Annotated in this window: 16 protein-coding genes; 10 read left to right on the top strand and 6 right to left on the bottom strand. The window is 33.1% G+C overall.

All coding sequences use genetic code 11. The features are described 5' to 3' along the window. The 4 genes from trmFO (at window position 1) to AC1RPH_RS03095 (ending at window position 4,291) form a co-directional block, all read left to right on the top strand. The gene (gene trmFO / locus AC1RPH_RS03110; protein ID WP_481761326.1) at window positions 1-1,308 is read left to right on the top strand and encodes an FADH(2)-oxidizing methylenetetrahydrofolate--tRNA-(uracil(54)-C(5))-methyltransferase TrmFO; all 1,308 of its coding nucleotides are present in this window, start codon (window positions 1-3) and stop codon (window positions 1,306-1,308) included. Window positions 1,309-1,422: 114 nt separating this feature from the next. Further along, window positions 1,423-1,968 carry an HslVU peptidase proteolytic subunit gene (hslV, locus tag AC1RPH_RS03105; RefSeq protein WP_409022532.1) on the top strand — a complete coding sequence of 182 codons (546 nt, stop codon included), beginning with the start codon at window positions 1,423-1,425 and terminating at the stop codon, window positions 1,966-1,968. Window positions 1,969-1,983: 15 nt separating this feature from the next. Further along, complete coding sequence (hslU, locus tag AC1RPH_RS03100) at window positions 1,984-3,393, top strand: ATP-dependent protease ATPase subunit HslU (RefSeq protein WP_409022533.1); 1,410 nt, start codon at window positions 1,984-1,986, stop codon at window positions 3,391-3,393. 16 nt (window positions 3,394-3,409) lie between these two features. Further along, a complete protein-coding gene (locus tag AC1RPH_RS03095; RefSeq protein ID WP_481761325.1) occupies window positions 3,410-4,291 on the top strand; it encodes an aldose 1-epimerase family protein in 882 nt (293 codons plus the stop codon). Window positions 4,292-4,311: 20 nt separating this feature from the next. Here the strand turns inward: AC1RPH_RS03095 and plsY are convergent, their stop codons facing one another. Beyond that, complete coding sequence (plsY, locus tag AC1RPH_RS03090) at window positions 4,312-4,935, bottom strand: glycerol-3-phosphate 1-O-acyltransferase PlsY (RefSeq protein ID WP_481761324.1); 624 nt, start codon at window positions 4,933-4,935, stop codon at window positions 4,312-4,314. Window positions 4,936-5,115: 180 nt separating this feature from the next. Here plsY and parE point away from each other — a divergent pair, with 180 nt between their 5' ends. From parE to AC1RPH_RS03065, 5 genes are all read left to right on the top strand, one after another. Further along, entirely contained in the window at window positions 5,116-7,134 is a 2,019-nt protein-coding gene (gene parE / locus AC1RPH_RS03085; RefSeq protein ID WP_481761323.1) for a DNA topoisomerase IV subunit B, read from the top strand. Window positions 7,135-7,158: 24 nt separating this feature from the next. Continuing rightward, window positions 7,159-9,591: a DNA topoisomerase IV subunit A gene (gene parC, locus AC1RPH_RS03080; protein ID WP_481761409.1), complete on the top strand. Its 2,433-nt coding sequence runs from the start codon at window positions 7,159-7,161 to the stop codon at window positions 9,589-9,591. A 105-nt stretch (window positions 9,592-9,696) separates the two neighbouring features. Continuing rightward, entirely contained in the window at window positions 9,697-10,653 is a 957-nt protein-coding gene (locus tag AC1RPH_RS03075) for a LysR family transcriptional regulator (protein WP_481761322.1), read from the top strand. 16 nt (window positions 10,654-10,669) lie between these two features. Continuing rightward, window positions 10,670-11,599 (top strand): manganese-dependent inorganic pyrophosphatase, encoded by a 930-nt coding sequence (locus AC1RPH_RS03070; RefSeq protein WP_481761321.1) that lies wholly within the window; start codon window positions 10,670-10,672, stop codon window positions 11,597-11,599. A gap of 61 nt (window positions 11,600-11,660) precedes the next feature. Further along, window positions 11,661-12,320: an HD domain-containing protein gene (locus tag AC1RPH_RS03065; protein ID WP_481761319.1), complete on the top strand. Its 660-nt coding sequence runs from the start codon at window positions 11,661-11,663 to the stop codon at window positions 12,318-12,320. A gap of 42 nt (window positions 12,321-12,362) precedes the next feature. Here the strand turns inward: AC1RPH_RS03065 and xerS are convergent, their stop codons facing one another. From xerS to AC1RPH_RS03050, 3 genes are all read right to left on the bottom strand, one after another. Then, window positions 12,363-13,433 (bottom strand): tyrosine recombinase XerS, encoded by a 1,071-nt coding sequence (gene xerS, locus AC1RPH_RS03060; protein WP_409022540.1) that lies wholly within the window; start codon window positions 13,431-13,433, stop codon window positions 12,363-12,365. Between the two features lie 622 nt (window positions 13,434-14,055). Then, complete coding sequence (locus AC1RPH_RS03055; RefSeq protein WP_481761318.1) at window positions 14,056-14,922, bottom strand: DegV family protein; 867 nt, start codon at window positions 14,920-14,922, stop codon at window positions 14,056-14,058. 27 nt (window positions 14,923-14,949) lie between these two features. Continuing rightward, entirely contained in the window at window positions 14,950-15,369 is a 420-nt protein-coding gene (locus AC1RPH_RS03050) for a MarR family winged helix-turn-helix transcriptional regulator (protein ID WP_481761317.1), read from the bottom strand. Window positions 15,370-15,524: 155 nt separating this feature from the next. Here AC1RPH_RS03050 and AC1RPH_RS03045 point away from each other — a divergent pair, with 155 nt between their 5' ends. Beyond that, complete coding sequence (locus tag AC1RPH_RS03045) at window positions 15,525-17,228, top strand: NFACT RNA binding domain-containing protein (protein ID WP_481761316.1); 1,704 nt, start codon at window positions 15,525-15,527, stop codon at window positions 17,226-17,228. 42 nt (window positions 17,229-17,270) lie between these two features. Here AC1RPH_RS03045 and pyrE read toward each other — a convergent pair whose 3' ends face one another. After that, window positions 17,271-17,897, bottom strand: a complete 627-nt coding sequence (gene pyrE / locus AC1RPH_RS03040) for an orotate phosphoribosyltransferase (RefSeq protein ID WP_481761315.1) — start codon at window positions 17,895-17,897, stop codon at window positions 17,271-17,273. Further along, the gene (pyrF, locus tag AC1RPH_RS03035; protein ID WP_481761408.1) at window positions 17,898-18,611 is read right to left on the bottom strand and encodes an orotidine-5'-phosphate decarboxylase; all 714 of its coding nucleotides are present in this window, start codon (window positions 18,609-18,611) and stop codon (window positions 17,898-17,900) included. It lies immediately after the preceding gene. Between the last annotated feature and the right edge of the window lie 11 nt (window positions 18,612-18,622).

Here is an 18,622-nt window from a genome sequence, read left to right as displayed (position 1 = left end):
ATGGAAAATACTAGCGTTAATGTAATCGGTGCTGGTCTTGCCGGTAGTGAAGCTGCATGGCAGATTGCCAAGCGAGGAGTTCATGTTAATTTATACGAGATGCGCCCTATCAAAATGACACCAGCGCATCATACTGAGAATTTTGCTGAACTAGTTTGTACGAATTCTTTAAGAGCTAATCAAATTACGAATGCCGTTGGTCTTTTGAAGGAAGAGATGAGACAGTTAGATTCAGTTATTATGAAGTCAGCTGACCATAATGCAATTCCGGCTGGCGGTGCGCTAGCCGTTGACCGTGATAAATTTTCTGGTGAGATAACTGATTTAGTTAAAAATCATGAAAATATTACGGTTATCAATGAAGAGTTAACTGAACTACCAAAAGGTCCAACAATTGTTGCGACAGGTCCTTTAACATCATCAGGTTTAGCAGAATCAATTAAACAATTAAATGGTAGTGAGGGACTTTATTTTTATGATGCAGCTGCACCAATTTTAGAAAAATCATCATTAAATATGGATAAAATCTACTTAAAATCACGATATGATAAAGGTGATGCTGCATACCTTAATTGTCCAATGACTAAAGAGGAATTTATAACCTTTTATAAGGCACTAATAGGGGCCGAAACTGCTGAAATGCATGATTTTGAAGATGAAAAATTTTTCGAAGGTTGTATGCCAATTGAAGAAATGGCTAGAAGAGGCGCTAAAACAATGTTATTTGGCCCTTTAAAACCAGTTGGATTAGAAGACCCTAAGACTGGTAGAACACCTTTTGCCGTTGTCCAATTGCGTCAAGACAATGCAGTCGGTGACTTATACAATATTGTTGGTTTCCAAACGCATCTTAAATGGGGCGAACAAAAGAATGTTTTCTCACTAATTCCAGGTTTAGAAAATGTTGAATTTGTTCGTTATGGTGTTATGCATCGTAATACATTTATGCGTTCTCCTGATACACTGGAACCAACATATCAGTCTAAATTTAGAAATGATTTATTTTTTGCTGGTCAAATGACAGGTGTTGAAGGCTATGTAGAAAGTGCTGCAAGTGGATTATTAGCAGGGATCAATGCCGCACATCTTGTTTTAGGAGAAGAGCTAGTCGTACTTCCTAAAACAACTGTGATGGGAGCTATGGCCCATTATATAACACATGCCAGTGGTAAACATTTTCAGCCGATGAATGCTAACTTTGGTATTATCCCTAAATTAGGCACAAAAATTCGAGATAAACAAGAAAAAAATCAAGCGGTTGCAAATCGTGCTCTAGAGCATTTAGCAATTGTTAAACCAAGTCTTTAAATATTTATGAAATATCTGATAAAATAATTGAGTTATACTTCATTGTTGTGCTACAGTAGTAGCGTTCAATGAAGTTTTTTTATACAATAAATGAGTAACATGGAGGAGTTTATTATGGCAACTGTTTCATTTCATGCAACAACAATTTGTGCCGTTAAGCATAATGGTCACTGTGCAATGGCCGGTGATGGCCAAGTCACAATGGGTGAAAAAGTTATTATGAAGGGGACTGCTAGAAAAGTTCGTCGCATATATAACGATCAAGTAGTTGTTGGTTTCGCTGGTAGCGTTGCCGACGCATTTAATCTTGAAGAACGATTTGAAAAAAAATTAAATGAATTTAGTGGTAATTTACAACGTGCAGCAGTTGAATTAGCTCAGGATTGGCGTAGTGAACAATCCTTACAAAAATTAGAAGCACTTTTGATTGTAATGAACAGTAATGAAATGTTATTAGTTTCTGGTAGTGGAGAAGTAATTGAACCTGACGATGACATTTTAGCAATCGGATCTGGCGGAAATTTTGCTTTGTCTGCTGCAAAGGCACTTAAGCATCATACAACTGATATGTCAGCTAAAGAAATTGCTGAGGCATCAATTAATATTGCCGGTGATATTGATATTTTTACTAACCATCATGTCATCTCAGAAGAATTATAGAAAGCGGGTAAATTTATGACTATAAGTGATAAAACACCAAAACAGATTGTTACAGAACTAGATCAATACGTTATCGGTCAAAATGATGCAAAAAAGGCCATTGCTGTTGCATTACGTAATAGATATCGTCGGATGCAACTTTCTGAATCAATGCAAAAAGATGTTACACCTAAAAATTTAATGATGATTGGGCCAACTGGTGTAGGTAAAACTGAAATTGCTCGTCGTTTGGCAACAATGCTTGAAGCACCATTTATTAAAGTTGAAGCAACAAAATTCACTGAAGTTGGTTACGCTGGACGTGATGTTGAATCAATGGTACGTGACTTGGTTGACGTGTCAATTAAATTAGAAGAAGATGCTCAATATGGCCGTGTTTCAGGCGCAGCTGAACGTATGGCTGATAAACGACTTGTAAAACTTCTAGTTCCAGGTATTAAAAAACAAAAAAAAGCCGAGAATGTTAATCTTATGCAAATGATGTCTCAAATTCAAAAAGGTCAAATACCTGCCGGATTAGATGCAAAAGATGAAGAGGAGGTCACTGACGACATTAGAAATGAACGACTATCTGTATCGGAACAACTAAGTCGTGGTTTATTAGAAAATAACGAAGTGACAATTAAAGTTGATGAACCTAAACAGCCTTCTGGTATGAATGGCATGATGGGACAAATGGGCATCGACTTAGGAGATACCTTAAGTGCATTAACACCAACACGCCAAGTAGAAAGAACGTTAACCGTAGCAGAAGCCCGTAAAATTTTAATTCGTGAAGAATCAAAAAAATTAGTTAATGTAGCAGATATCAATCAAGCTGCAATTGAACGTGCTGAAAACACTGGAATTATTTTTATTGATGAAATTGATAAAATTACTTCAAAATCTCAAAAAAATAGTGGTGAAGTTTCTAGAGAAGGCGTACAACGTGATATTTTACCAATTGTTGAAGGCTCTCAAATTTCAACTAAATATGGTGTTATTAATACTGATCATATCTTGTTTATTGCATCAGGTGCTTTTCATGAAAGTAAACCTAGCGATTTAATTGCTGAACTTCAAGGTCGTTTCCCAATTCGAGTTGAATTAGATGATTTGAGCCAAGCAGATTTTGTTAAAATTCTTACAGAACCTCATAATGCCTTAATTAAACAATATATTGCTTTAATTGGCACTGATAATATTAATGTGACATTTACAATTGAAGCAATTGAGAAAATATCTGAAATTGCTTACAACGTTAACCACGATACTGAAAATATTGGTGCACGCAGACTGCATACAATTCTTGAAAAATTACTTGAAGATTTACTATTTGAGGGTCCAGATATGCAAATGGGTGACATAACAATTACTGAAAGTTATGTTGAAGACAAAATTGGTAACATCGTTGCTGATAAAGATCTTAGTCGTTATATTTTATAGGATAGGGTGAACTAAAATGACAGTTGAACTTAAAAATGATTTCATCACAGTCAAAATTGCTGAACAAGGTGCTGAATTAATCAGTATTACCGGAAATGACACATCTATTGAATATATTTGGCAAGCAGATAAACAATACTGGGGTAGACATGCCCCAGTATTGTTTCCATTTGTTGGGCGTTTAAAAAATGATGAATATGCGTATGATCATAAAACATATAAAATGGGTCAACATGGCTTTGCCCGTGACATGCTTTTTACAGTGGTTTCTAAAAGTAAAACATCAGTTGTTCTGGAATTAGGTTCATCCCCAGAAACAATCTCAAAGTATCCGTTTAATTTTAGATTGAGATTACATTACATTTTAACTAATCATCAAATAAAAGTAATTTACGATGTTTATAACCCCGATGAAAATCCTTTGTTATTTTCTATCGGAGGACACCCAGCATTTAACGTACCACTTAAAAATGCTTATTTAAATCTAGAAAATTATCAAATTGAAGTGGCACCAAATGTTGAAAGACGTCAAATTCCACTAGTTGGACCTTTTAGCGATATCGAAAATGCAAAATCAGTTAAGTTCAACGAACCTATTAAGTTATCTCGCGAAACATTCAAAAATGATGCCTTAATTTACGAATTGAAACAACTAGAAACGACTATCTTACTTTCAACACCTGAAGATGATCATGGTGTTTCCGTGACATTAAATGGTGCAGATTACGTTGGTATCTGGTCGAAATATCCTGAAAATTCACCATTTGTTTGTATTGAACCATGGTGGGGAGTAGCTGATAATATTGAATCTACTGGTAATTTATCAGATAAAAGTAATATTTATACGTTAGAAAAAAATAAATCGTTCGAAGGTTCGTATGAAATCACAGTATTTTAAAAAAAAAATCGATGAAATAATCATCGATTTTTTTTATTTCGTAAATATAATCCAAGACCAAAAGGTACCATACTCTCAGTACCATTTAAAATACGTTTTATGTTGTCTCTATGTTTATAAATAACAAATATAGTCAAAATACCTGCAATACTAGTTAATAACCAATCTTGAAATAATATCGCTGTTATCGTAATACCAATAAATCCAATGACACTTGCAACACTTACCATACTCGTTAAAAGTATTAAAGAAATAAACATGGTACAAGCGATAAGAAAAAATAGCGGATTATACGGTAATAAAATACCCGCACCAGTAGCAACTGCCTTACCACCTTTAAATCCAGTAAATATTGAGAATGTATGTCCAGCTACTGCACCTACACCAATTAGTAAAGGACTAACGGTTGATGCGACCCCAAACATATAAGGGAGGCTTGCAGCTATAATTCCTTTTGATATATCCATCACTAAGACAACAGTCCCTGCTTTTGGTCCAAGAACTCGATAAGTATTAGTTGTACCAACATTACCACTACCAAAATTTCTGATATCCTTTTGATAAAAATATTTTCCAATCCAAACCCCTGATGGAATTGATCCTAAAATATAAGCGATAATCAACATTAATATGATTGTACCCATGATAATTCACTCCTTTCAGCCAGTAAATCCAATAAGTAGTATTTTAACATTCTTTTAAGAAGACACCAAAATTTTTTATAAAATAGAACATCTATTCGGATTTCTCTTTACATTTTAAAAAAGAATAGGTTATTATAGTAACGTTACTGTAGGAATACAGAGTAAGGGGCGTTTAACTGAATGACTAATCAAAATAAAACAAAATACAATGATGATTCAATTCAAGTTCTTGAAGGACTAGAAGCAGTTAGAAAACGACCTGGTATGTATATTGGGTCGACAGATGGCAAGGGATTACATCATCTTGTCTACGAGATTGTTGATAACGCAGTTGATGAAGCCTTGTCAGGATATGGTTCACAAATCGACGTTACAATCCACAGTGATAACAGTATTACTGTTGTAGATTATGGTCGTGGTATGCCTATTGGTATGCATGCATCAGGAATACCAACTGTTGAAGTTATCTTCACTGTCTTACATGCTGGTGGAAAATTTGGCCAAGGCGGATATAAAACGTCTGGTGGACTACATGGCGTTGGCGCAAGTGTCGTTAACGCATTATCTTCATCATTAACAGTTGATACCGTTCGTGATGGTATTCGTTATGAAGAAAAGTTTAAAAATGGTGGGCATCCAGTTGGGACTTTAAAAAAATTAGGTGCAACTAAACGAGCAAATGGAACAACAGTAACTTTTAAACCCGATGAAAGTATTTTTTCAACTACAATTTATAAGTATGATATTTTAGCTGAAAGATTAAAAGAGTCTGCCTTTTTATTACGTGGTGTCAAAATTGTTTTAACAGATGAAAGAACTGATAAACAAGATATCTATCATTTTGAAGAAGGTATTAAAGAATTCGTTGCTTATTTAAACGAAGACAAAGATACACTTGGCGAAGTGATGTATTTTGATGGCATTAAAGATAAAATTGAAGTAGAAGTTGCAGCACAATATAATGATGGCTACTCAGAAAACTTAATGTCCTTTGTTAATAACGTTCGGACAAAAGATGGTGGTACACATGAAGCAGGAATGAAGTCTGCTTGGACAAAAGCATTTAACGAATATGCCAGAAAATTAGGTCTTTTAAAAGATAAAGATCGTAATTTAGAAGGTAGTGATGTTCGAGAGGGCCTTTCAGGAGTCATTTCAGTGCGAATACCTGAAGAGTTATTGCAATTCGAAGGACAAACGAAGGGTAAATTAGGTACACCCGAAGCAAGATCTATCGTCGATAGCGTTCTGAGTGAAAAACTTGGGTTTTATTTGATGGAAAATGGTGAGTTTGCACAAGAACTTGTTAGAAAATCAATTAAAGCTAGAGAGGCTCGAGAAGCAGCTCGTAAGGCTCGTGATGATTCAAGAAATGGGAAAAAGAAAAAGAAAAATGATCGCTTATTATCTGGGAAATTAACACCTGCACAATCGAAAAACGCTAAGAAAAATGAGTTGTTTTTAGTCGAAGGTGATTCTGCCGGTGGTTCAGCTAAACAAGGTCGTGAACGCAAATTCCAAGCCATTCTACCTTTACGTGGTAAGGTATTGAATACTGAAAAGGCAAAATTACAAGATATTTTAAAAAATGAAGAAATTAATACAATGATTTATACAGTTGGCGCAGGTGTTGGTGCTGAATTTAAGCTCGAAGACAGTAACTACGATAAAATTATTATCATGACTGATGCTGATACTGATGGTGCGCACATCCAAACCTTATTATTGACATTTTTCTATAAATATATGCGTCCACTAATTGATGCTGGGAAAATCTATATTGCTTTACCACCTTTATATAAAATTCAAAAAGGAACGGGTAAAAAAATAGAGAGTATCTATGCTTGGACCGATGAAGAGCTTGATAAAGCAACAACAAAAATTGGACGTGGTTACAACCTACAACGATTTAAAGGTCTGGGCGAAATGAATGCAGATCAATTATGGGAAACAACTATGGATCCAATGACAAGAACTTTAGTTAGAATTCGAATTGATGATCCTGCACTTGCTGAAAAAAGAGTGACAACCTTAATGGGCGACAAGGTAGAACCTCGTCGAAATTGGATTGAAGAAAATGTTCAATTTTCACTTGAAGAGGACGGTAGTATCCTTGATAAGGTATCAAGTAAACAAGTTACTGATTTAAAAAATGAAGAAGATTTAACATTATTTGAAGATCAAACAACGACTGACTAAGGAAGGAGGATTATTAATTTGGCTATAGAAAAAGATACATCAAAAATTCAAGAGCTGACCTTAGAAGATGTTATGGGTGAACGATTTGGTCGTTATTCTAAATATATTATTCAAGAACGTGCTTTACCTGATATACGTGATGGCCTAAAACCTGTTCAACGTCGTATTTTATACGCAATGAATCAAGATGGTAACACATATGATAAAGGGTTTAGAAAATCTGCTAAATCTGTCGGAAATGTTATGGGTAATTTTCATCCTCATGGAGATAGCTCAATTTACGAAGCTATGGTCCGTATGAGTCAAAACTGGAAATTACGAACACCATTAATTGAAATGCACGGAAATAATGGGTCAATGGATGGTGATTCTCCTGCCGCAATGCGTTACACAGAAGCTCGTACAAGTAAAATTGCGACTGAAATGCTACGTGATATTGAAAAAGAAACGGTTGATTTCGTATTGAATTTTGATGATACGGAGTATGAACCAACTGTTTTACCAGCAAGATTTCCTAATTTGTTAGTAAATGGTGCAACGGGAATTTCAGCTGGGTATGCAACTGAAATTCCACCTCATAATTTAAGCGAGGTTGTTGATGCCGTTGTTTATTTAATTGGTCATCCAAATGCGACTTTAGATAAATTAATGTCATTCGTTAAGGGCCCCGATTTTCCAACCGGTGGTATTTTACAAGGACTATCCGGCATCCAGAGTGCTTATAAAACGGGGCGTGGTAAAGTAGTCGTTCGTTCTAGAACTGAGATTCAAGAACTAAAGGGTGGTAAAACACAAATTATTATTTCAGAAATTCCATACGAAGTGAATAAAGCTGTTCTTGTTAAAAAGATGGATGAAATTCGCTTATTAAAAAAAGTTGATGGGATTGCTGAAGTTCGAGATGAAAGTGATCGTGAAGGACTACAAATTGCAATTGAATTAAAACGCAACGTCAATGCACAAGGTATTTTAAATTATTTATTTAAAAATACTGATTTACAAATTTCGTATAATTTCAATATGGTTGCAATTAACCATCAACGACCTGAGTTAGTTGGCTTAAAAAAATTCTTATCTTCGTACTTAGAGTATCAATTAAGTGTTACGAAAAAAAGAACTGAATTTGATTTAAAAAAGGCTGAGTCTCGTCAACATATCGTTGAAGGGTTAATTAAAGCTTTATCAATTTTAGATAAAGTAATTAAAGCAATCCGTGCAAGTAAAGATAAAAAGAGTGCTAAATTAAGCTTAATGGATCTGTTCGATTTCACAGAAAAACAAGCTGAAGCAATTGTTTCATTACAACTGTACCGCTTGTCTAATACAGATGTGACTGCGCTTGAAAAAGAAAATGCAGAGCTTGCTGCAAAAATTATTGATTACAAAGCAATATTGGCAGATCCTAGTAAGTTATCTGATGTTGTGAAAAAAGAGCTTAAACAAGTATCTAAAGAATATGCCACACCTCGACTAACTGAAATTCAAGAACATATTGAAGACATTAAGATTGAAACAGCAGTTTTAGTAACTCCCGAAGATGTTCAAGTATTAGTTAGCCGTGATGGTTATCTCAAACGTAGCTCATTACGGTCATTTAACGCCTCAGGAGTAAATGAGAATGGTTTGAAAAACGAAGATCAAATTGTATTTAATGAATCTGTTAACACATTAGATCATCTATTTATGTTTACAAATAAGGGAAATATGATTTACCGTCCAATTCATGAAATAACTGAGGCAAAGTGGAAAGATACTGGGGAACATATTTCACAAACTATTGGATTAGATACTGATGAATATTTAATTAAAGCATTTTCTTTCAAAAAAGTGAATGTCCCTGGTAAATTTGTTTTTGCAACTAAAAATGGATTCATTAAACAAACACTGGTTTCCGACTTACAACCCGGACGAACTTATAAAGGTCATGCAAGTAAATTCATGAAATTGAAGGAAGCTAACGATGATGTTATCTTGATTTCATACTTGAAAGAAACGGATGACTCGTTATTCATTTTTAGTGCTTCACATGATGGGTATGGATTAAAGTATCCTCTCGAAGAAGTTCCTGTTGTCGGATCTAAAGCAGCTGGTGTAATCGCGATGAATCTTAAGAAGGATGATTATGTTGCCGCTACTTGTTTAGTAACTGAACATAGTCAGATTGGATTATTAACACAGCGCGGTTCATTTAAGCGTATGGCTGTATCAGAAGTGAGCTCGACAAGTAGGGCGAAACGTGGCGTTCTTGTTCTTAGAGAGCTTAAGAAGGAACCTCATAGAGTCGTTGGCATGAAACTCATTACTAAAGATGTGAATTTAAATGCCCTTACTGAAAGTGGCAATGAATTTATTATCGAACCAATGTCATATCCGCTATCTGATAGATATTCAAATGGTTCATTTGTTATTGATACAGAACAATTAGGAATACCTAATAATTTAAATGAGATTAATTAATAATTAAATTGTTAAAAAAAGGCAAATTTGTTTGCTCTTTTTTTTTATTACGCTTATTATACTAATATGACTATTAATTTCTAGAACTGAGGAGATCACGCTAATATGAAAACAAAGCAAGAAAATATATTTTCATCAAAAACGTTAACATATTTTTTACAGCTTGCAGATATAATGAATTATACGCAAGCAGCCCAAATATTAGGAATCACACAACCTGCATTAACACAGCAAATTAAAAAATTAGAAAGAACAGTTGGTGCACCACTTTTTTATTCTGTTGGTAAAAAATTACATCTTTCTGATGCTGGCTATACAATGCTAGATGCAACACACCAAATCTATGAAACATTAAATAAAGCAACGAATGAAATTCAACAATCAACAAGTGCAACACAAGGAGAAATTACTATCGGGATTTTGGCTTCAATCGAAGACGAAGTGTTTGATGATTTTGTTATCCAGTACTATAAAAATAATCCAGATATTATTGTGTCATTCCATTTACTAACGCGTAAAGAAATTTGGAGTGAACTTGAGAATAATAAAATTGATTTAGCTATTATGTATCTTCCAGATGAAAGTATTAAAAACTGGAAACCATACGAAAGTAAGAAAATCTTTACTGAAGATTTATTGTTTTTACATCATAATGAAAAGTTATCTTCTAAAAAGAAAGTTAGACTTCAAGAAACAATTGATAATGTTTGGGTCACTTATCCAAGTGATTATTATCTTGATAAAACAATTAAAACAATTTATCAAAATCAATTAGTTAACCTGCCAAAGAGTGTTGCTAGATTTACATCACCCACACAGATTTTAAAATTTGCTCGTGCAACACATGCTTATTCAGCATTACCAACTTCATTTTTAACGGCTCATCCTGAAAGCAAAGACCTTTGGACATCTCATTTTGATCCAGAAATAAAATTTGATTTGTCATTTGTCTTTAGAAAAGATAAAGATGAAATTCCTAGAAATGAACATTTTTTAAATGCATTTGATAAATTTTTAGAAGAAAAAGATTACATGACTCGACTTAAAGAAATTAACAAATAAAAAGGAGATTATAATAATGACTAAACAATTAATTTTTGGACATCAAAGTCCTGATACAGACGCAGTTGTAGCTGCTAAAGCATTCTCATATCTACAAAATAAATTAGGTTTCGATACTGAAGCCGTTACCTTAGGAACATTAAGTGAAGAAACAAAATTTGTTTTAGATTACTTTAATGAACCTGAACCAAGAATTATTGAAACAGCTAAAAATGAGGTTGAATCAGTTATGTTAGTTGATCATAATGAATCTCAACAAAGTGTTTCTGATATCGCTGATCTTGTTGTAACAGACGTTGTCGATCATCATCGTATTGCTAATTTCACAACCAATATGCCTCTTAATTTCCGCGCAGAGGCTGTCGGTTGTTCAAGTACCATCCTATGGAAAATGTTTAATGAAAACAATATTGAAATTCCTGCTAATATTGCAGGATTAATGATGTCAGCTATTATTTCTGATACATTGTTATTCAAATCACCTACAACGACTCCAGTTGATATTGAAGCAACTAAAGCACTTTCTAAAATTAGTAACACTGATTACAATGTATACGGATTAGATATGTTAAAAGCTGGAACTAATTTATCTAGCAAAACTGAAACAGAATTGATTAACGGAGATGCCAAATCTTTTGATATGGCTGGTAAAACAGTACGTGTTGCTCAAGTTAATACCGTTGATTTAGAAGAAGTTTTTAACCGTGAAGCTGCACTAGTTTCAGCGATTGAAGATGATAGTAAAGCTAATAATTATGATTTATTCTTACTATTAGTTACAAATATCCTAGACAGTGATTCAGAACTATTAGTTGTTGGAGAACCTAAAGAAATGGTTGAAAAAGCCTTCAACACAAAACTTTCTGATAACAAATTGTCATTACCTGGTGTTGTTTCAAGAAAAAAACAAGTTGTTCCTCAATTACAAGCTGTTTTTGAAGCTTAATAAAAAATCTTAAAAGTTTAGACTTTATCTCTAAGCTTTTTTATTTTAAGGAGAATTTAGGATGCTACCTGAAGAACAAATTCAAGCAGTTAAAATATATACGCAAAATAAATTAGCGTCAGATACTTCTGGACATGACTTTGCTCATATTGAACGAGTCGTTACAAATTCAAAAACGATTGCCTCAGAAATTCATAATATCAATTATTTAATAATTGTTCTTAGTAGTTATTTACATGACGTAATTGATGATAAAGTAGTCGATAATGTTAAAGAAGAAGTAACTAATTTAACAAATTTTTTAACATCTATTGATTTAACTTCACTTCAAATTAATGATATTTTAATAATTATTAAATCAATTTCTTTTAAAAACCAATTGAACGATAATACTATTAACTTGCCCGAAGAAGCAAAAGTTGTTCAAGATGCTGATCGATTAGATGCAATTGGTGCTGTCGGTATTGCTAGAACTTTTTATTACGGTGGACATGTTGGCAGTAAAATATATGATCCACATCGTGGTCCAAGAAGAAATATGACCCCAGAAGAATACAGGAATATTGAGAATCAAACGGTCATTAACCATTTCTACGAAAAGTTATTGACACTTACAGAAACAATGAACACTGAACCAGGAAAACGAATGGCTAAAAATAGACATCAAATTATGTTAGATTTCCTTGAGAATTTCAAATCTGAATGGGAAGGAAAGTCATAAAATAAAAACGATTAACTCAATATCGAGTTAATCGTTTTTATTTTATAATTTATTAATAGCATTCCGTTGTTCTTCATCAATCATATGGGTATATAACGCAGTTGCACTTGTCGAACTCTGACCCAATTGTGTTGCTACAAGTTGTTCATTCTTCGTCTCTAGGTACAATTTAGAAGCGAGTGTATGGCGTAGTTTATGCGGCGTAACACGGACTTTAAATGCAGATGAGTACTTGGCTACCAATTTTTCAATTGTACCACTCTCAATGCGTTTTCCAATTCCACGATATGATGAACAAAATAGGGCTTTTTCCATTTTATCTACTTTATAGTTCATTGTACGCACTTCAATATATTTAACAAGATAGGGGATTACCCACGGTGCAATTGGCACAGTATCCTTCTTGCCACCTTTTCGAATGACGGTAATATTATTTGTTTTTAAATTTAAATCAGGTAGGTCACTATTTGCAACTTCTGAAACCCGTAAACCACTACCTAGCATTAAAGCGTTAATAGCAATATCGCGATCTTTATCCCGTTTGAAAAAGGAAAGACCTTTAGGCTTTAACAAATCGGCATATTTTTGATCAATAAAGTTAATATAATCACGATCTTCAGTTCCAAGCATTAATTTATCTTTAATATTTGCTGCACGTGTAGCAAACGTTTCGTTATCTTTTACGACAGTAATTTTTTTCATCACATTACGATAAAAATATGGCTCTCCATCTTCTTTTTCCGTTTCTTCAGAAAGATACCTGAACAATGAAGAAATCGCTGTTAGAGAACGATTTACAGTGCTCCTAGAGAGTTGTGTGTTGCTATTTGCATTATTTGATTTACTTCTAGAAAGTAGGGAGGATTTATATAGTTCCATATCTTCCTTTTTTAAATGTTCTAAAACACTAATATCGATTGTCTTAATTGATTTTTCGTTAACAATACCTTCTGCCAGTAACCAATCAAAAAAACGTCTAAACTCTGTTAAATATTGATATAACGTTGCATTGGATAGGGGGATTGTAGATTTAGATTGATAGTATTCCTGCGCATACCAAGGTTGGTACTGTAATTCATTCTCAATTAATTCTAAATATTTTTCTTTTCTCAAAAATACACCTCATTATAACGGATAGTTTAATACGTAGAGAATAACACATTAAAGAGTTACAATTCAACTTTAATGAAAGTTGAACGCAAAATGTTCTTATATCAAACAGTATGATACATATTATTTAAAATTAGTGTTTATTCACAAAATAACTAATATATTTAATACTTTAGATTTTAAGTAATCCTTATATAGCTAATACCATAATTTGGCAAATTATGGTCGTCATGCTTGATATGTATCTACAAATATTAGTGTTAATTATATAATTTATTGGAGAATAATAATTGTAAATATATTTTATGATGAACAAATTATATTTACATAAAATAAAATGAGCGAGATACAAATACAAAACGAATGATAATTTAAATAGACTTGTTTAAAATCAGTAAGATATTGCGCTACTAAACTTTCATTAAATTGTGTGTTTTAACTAAAGTTGGATAGTGTTAATATGATAAGTCTCAATTTACCACTCATTTGATGCTTTTAAACTTTATCTATTAACTTAAAATTATTTTCTCCGACATACTATTATCTAGTCACAGTTACATCTTAATTATTATTTGAAAACAAAAAACTAACAACCGATTAAACCGGTTGTTAGTTTTAATAACTCTTAAGCTTGATCAAAGTCTTTAATCCACGCTAATGCTAATGCTTTTTCACCTAAATGTGTCCCAATGACTGGTCCAAAGTAACTGATATCAAATGTCATATCAGGATATTTCTTCTTCATTTTAGTCTGCCACTTAATTGCTGACGTTTCATCATTTGCATGAATAATAAGTCCACGTAAAGGATAATCAACAGATGCACGATGCTCTTCAAATAAATCTTCTACACGCTTAATTGCCTTCTTAGTTGATCTAATCTTTTCAAATGCAACAATTTTATTTGAAACACTATCAAATGTTAAAATTGGCTTAATTTTAAGAACACTTCCAATAAAGGCTGAAGCATTAGACAAACGACCGCCTCGTACAAGATTTTGCAAATCATCAACAATGAAATATTCACCTAACGTTGTCTTCAAATCATCTAATCGGGCAATGATATCATCGATAGAGGCATCTTCTTTAGCCATTTTAGCAGCTTCCAAAGCTAAATATCCCATTAACATAACTGTGATACCAGAATCATACGGTATCACACGAGTTGACTCAATTGTTGGTGCTATATTTTTTAAATTATCAATAAATCCTGAAATTGTATTTGTTAAATGAATACTTAAAATAATATCATAGCCTTCGCTACCTAATTTATCATATAAGTTAATCATTTCCCCAACAGAAGGCTGTGAGGTACTTGGAAAGGATGCAGATGTCTTTAATTTTTCATAGAATCCTTCAGTTGTAATATCAACGCCTTCATTATAAATTTTATTGTCAATAATGACTGGGATAGGAATTATAGTAATATTGTTCTCTTCAATCTGATCTTTAGATAGGTACGAAGTACTATCTGTTACAATTGCTATTTTCATTAATTAAACACCTCATTTTATGACGGTTTAAACGTCAGTCCTCGTTAGACTTTTGTCTAAGCGATTTAATAATATTCTTAATAAATTTTGTTCATCTTCTGGCCACTTTTCAAAAATAGTTGCTTCAAGTTCAGTAAAACCTTTATCAACTGCTTTTGACGACTCAACGCCGATTTCAGTCATTGTATAAATCAATTGGCGTTTATCGTCACCGATACTATGCTTATCAAGCATTTCTTTTTCAACTAAGCGTTTTAATTGTCGACTTAGTGTTGAGATATCTAGATCTGTTTCTACGGCCAATTTTTCCTGTGTGTTAAATTTAGCACTTATTTTCTTTAATAACTGCCACTCAGATATTGTTAATTGATTTTTTTTAGTTAAACGTTGTAAAATCACTTTATACTGTTTATCAATTGATAGTAAGTTTTCAAGACTTGTTTTCATTTTGTTGACCCCTTAAATTCGATATACCTTGCATTATACAATATATAGACTAAAAATGGCAAGAAAACTATTCAATAATGATTCTTTGCGATTTATCGTTTAAAACGTTACACTTGTAGTTATTAAACATATTTTATAGAAAGTGAGTTGATTAAATGTCATTTGATGGCGTTTTTACTCATGCAATGATTAGTGAACTAAGAACCAAACTAATCGGTGGTCGGGTCTCAAAAATATCACAACCCTACCCTAATGAGGTTATTATTACAATTCGTGCAAATAGAAAGAATCAACCCTTACTATTATCTGCACATTCAAGTTATGCTCGTGCACAAATTACAAATATTCCCTATTCAAATCCTAAAACACCAACTAATTTTACTATGATGCTTCGTAAATATTTAGAGAGCGGTCAACTTGTAGCAATTGATCAGATTGCTAATGATCGTATTATTAATTTTTCATTTTTAACTAGAAATGAACTTGGTGATGAACAACCTCTAATTTTAAGTTTAGAAATGATGGGACGTTATAGTAATTGTCTACTAATTAATCCAACTAATGATAAGGTTTTGGATACCATTAAACATATTAGTTCAGACCAAAATCGATATCGTATGCTAATACCTGGTGCAACCTATCGTCAGCCACCAGCTCAAGATAAATTAAATCCATTTACAGATACAACTGATACATTTAAAAAACTTTTATCCGAGTTTCCAAATAAGGAAGTCCTAGCGAAGGAACTTCAAAATAGCTATCAAGGTCTCGCTGGTCAATCTAGTTTAGATCTTGCAACTGCACTTCATACTAATGTTGAAGACCCTAGTGTCAGCTGGTCAACTTTCTTCACACAATTTGATACACCGACACCAACTATTTTATCTGGCAAACGTCTTGATTTTTCGGCCATTCCAAATAAAGAAATTGGTACTGGTCAAGAATTCGATTCATTAAGCGAAATGCTGGATACTTACTATCTCGATAAAGCAAATAAAGACCGCGTTCAACAACAAGGTAGCCATTTAATCCGCGTTGTTAAAAATGAGCTCAAAAAGAACCGTGGTAAACAAAAAAAATTAGAAAAAACTTTAAAAAATACTGAAACAGCGGATCAATTACGGGTCCAAGGTGAATTATTAACTACTTATCTTCACTTAGTTAAACAAGGAATGACAGAAGTTTCATTACCTAATTTCTATGATAATGAAAAAGAAATGACCATTCAATTATCCAATCAAATTTCACCTTCAAAAAATGCACAAAAATATTTTAAAAAATATCAAAAACAAAAGAATGCAGTTATATTTGTTAATGAGCAACTTCTCCTAAATAAAAAAGAAATTGCTTACTTAGAAGAAATTCAATCAGAAATCGAGTTAGCTGAACCTAAAGACTTACCAGATATTAAGGTTGAATTACAACAACAAGGTTTATTAAAAGAACAAAAATTGAATAAAAATAAAAAAGCAATTAAAATTAAAATAAGTAAACCAGATGAATATTATGCAACAGATGGAACCCTTATCTCTGTTGGTAAGAATAATCTTCAAAATGATCAACTAACCATGAAGACAGCCAATAAATCTGACATCTGGCTACATGCTAAAAACATTCCTGGTTCCCATGTAATTATTCACAGTTCTAATCCTAGTGATGAAACAGTCACAGAAGCGGCTAACTTAGCTGCTTATTTCTCAAAATATCGTCAATCAGCATCTGTTCCAGTAGATTATATCCAAGTTAAACGGATTAAAAAGCCCAATGGCTCAAAGCCAGGTTTTGTTGTCTACGAAGGTCAAAACTCAACCTTTATTACACCAGACTTACAAAAAATTATGGCTATGCGTCGTAAATAAAAAGTTTCAACTAAGAAATTATTCTTAGTTGAAACTTTTTTACTATAACCAATTACTTGGATTGATACGCCATTTATCCAATAATAATTTTTCATCAGAATTAATTTTTTCTTGTTCCTTAGCTACTTTAATAAGTGTTGAATAATTAGTTAATGTCTCAAAAGGTGTTTTAATATCAGCAAAATTTGTCGTACTTGCCGCTAGTTCATAACTAAAAATACCGATGACACCTAGAACATCAGCGCCTTCATTTTTTGCTGCATTAACTGCTTGAATAACACTTCCACCAGTTGAAATGAGATCATCAATTAAAATAGTTTTTTGTCCTTTGATTAATCGTCCTTCAATTTGTTGACCAGTACCATGATCTTTAGGCTTTGTTCTAACATAAATTAACGGTAAATTTAATTCATTAGCAATCCATGCTGCATGGGGTATTCCTGCAGTTGCCGTTCCTGCAATTACCTCTGTATCAGGATATTTTTCACGAATAATACCTGCTATGCCTTTAGCGATTCTAGTACGAATTTCAGGATAACTAATCGTTAACCGATTATCACAATAAATTGGACTTTTTAGTCCACTTGCCCAAATAAACGGCTTCTTTGGCGATAAAGTTACGGCACCAATCTCTAATAAATCACTGGCAACTGTCTCTGCTAAATTCATTTAAGCTTCCTCCCACATTTTTTTGATTGCTTGGTAAGCAGCAAACGGATCTACTGCTTGCGTTATTGATCGTCCGACAACGATGGCGCTACTTTGATTTCTTTTTGCAGCAGCTGGTGTCATTACTCTTTTTTGATCACTTACTGCCTGCCCTTCCAATCGTATTCCAGGTGTGACTGCCAAAAAGTTTTTGGAAGTTGCTTCCTTAATTATTTTAGCTTCTTGTGCTGAACAAACAACACCCGCTAATCCAGCTAATTCTGTTAACTTAGCGTAATTAACGACACTTTCAATTAATGGTCGTTCAACCAATTGTTCCGTTTCTAGTTGTTCTTGGCTGGTAGAAGTTAATTGTGTAATTGCGATTATTTTCGGCATTTTTATTGAGGAATTACCTTGGTCTAATCCATCTAATGCATATTTCATCATTTCAACGCCACCAGCCGCATGGACTGTTGTTAATGAAATACCTAGTCGACTTAAACTGGTCATAGTTTGCCGAACAGTATTTGGAATATCATGACATTTTAAATCAAGAAAAATGTCATGCCCCTGATCAATTAATTCTTCAACAAAACGAGTTCCTTCACTGTAAAACAATTCCATACCAACTTTAACAAATAGTTGTTCATCTTGAGGAAATAACTGTAAAAAATCTGTCGTTTGCATTCTATTCTGAAAATCTAAAGCAATGATAGGTCGATTAATCATTATCTACTCCCCTT

The sequence above is a fragment of the Dellaglioa sp. CoH-57-MRSF-16 genome (genome assembly GCF_056782055.1).
The sequence above is the reverse complement of the archived record's forward strand: the minus strand, read 5'-3'. Positions and strand labels throughout refer to the sequence as shown.

Bases quoted from the DNA above. Each gene is read 5' to 3' on its own strand.
- trmFO (WP_481761326.1), top strand. From the start codon at position 1: ATGGAAAATACTAGCGTTAATGTAATCGGTGCTGGTCTTGCCGGTAGT.
- hslV (WP_409022532.1), top strand. From the start codon at position 1,423: ATGGCAACTGTTTCATTTCATGCAACAACAATTTGTGCCGTTAAGCAT.
- hslU (WP_409022533.1), top strand. From the start codon at position 1,984: ATGACTATAAGTGATAAAACACCAAAACAGATTGTTACAGAACTAGAT.
- AC1RPH_RS03095 (WP_481761325.1), top strand. From the start codon at position 3,410: ATGACAGTTGAACTTAAAAATGATTTCATCACAGTCAAAATTGCTGAA.
- plsY (WP_481761324.1), bottom strand. From the start codon at position 4,935: ATGGGTACAATCATATTAATGTTGATTATCGCTTATATTTTAGGATCA.
- parE (WP_481761323.1), top strand. From the start codon at position 5,116: ATGACTAATCAAAATAAAACAAAATACAATGATGATTCAATTCAAGTT.
- AC1RPH_RS03075 (WP_481761322.1), top strand. From the start codon at position 9,697: ATGAAAACAAAGCAAGAAAATATATTTTCATCAAAAACGTTAACATAT.
- AC1RPH_RS03070 (WP_481761321.1), top strand. From the start codon at position 10,670: ATGACTAAACAATTAATTTTTGGACATCAAAGTCCTGATACAGACGCA.
- AC1RPH_RS03065 (WP_481761319.1), top strand. From the start codon at position 11,661: ATGCTACCTGAAGAACAAATTCAAGCAGTTAAAATATATACGCAAAAT.
- AC1RPH_RS03055 (WP_481761318.1), bottom strand. From the start codon at position 14,922: ATGAAAATAGCAATTGTAACAGATAGTACTTCGTACCTATCTAAAGAT.
- AC1RPH_RS03050 (WP_481761317.1), bottom strand. From the start codon at position 15,369: ATGAAAACAAGTCTTGAAAACTTACTATCAATTGATAAACAGTATAAA.
- AC1RPH_RS03045 (WP_481761316.1), top strand. From the start codon at position 15,525: ATGTCATTTGATGGCGTTTTTACTCATGCAATGATTAGTGAACTAAGA.
- pyrE (WP_481761315.1), bottom strand. From the start codon at position 17,897: ATGAATTTAGCAGAGACAGTTGCCAGTGATTTATTAGAGATTGGTGCC.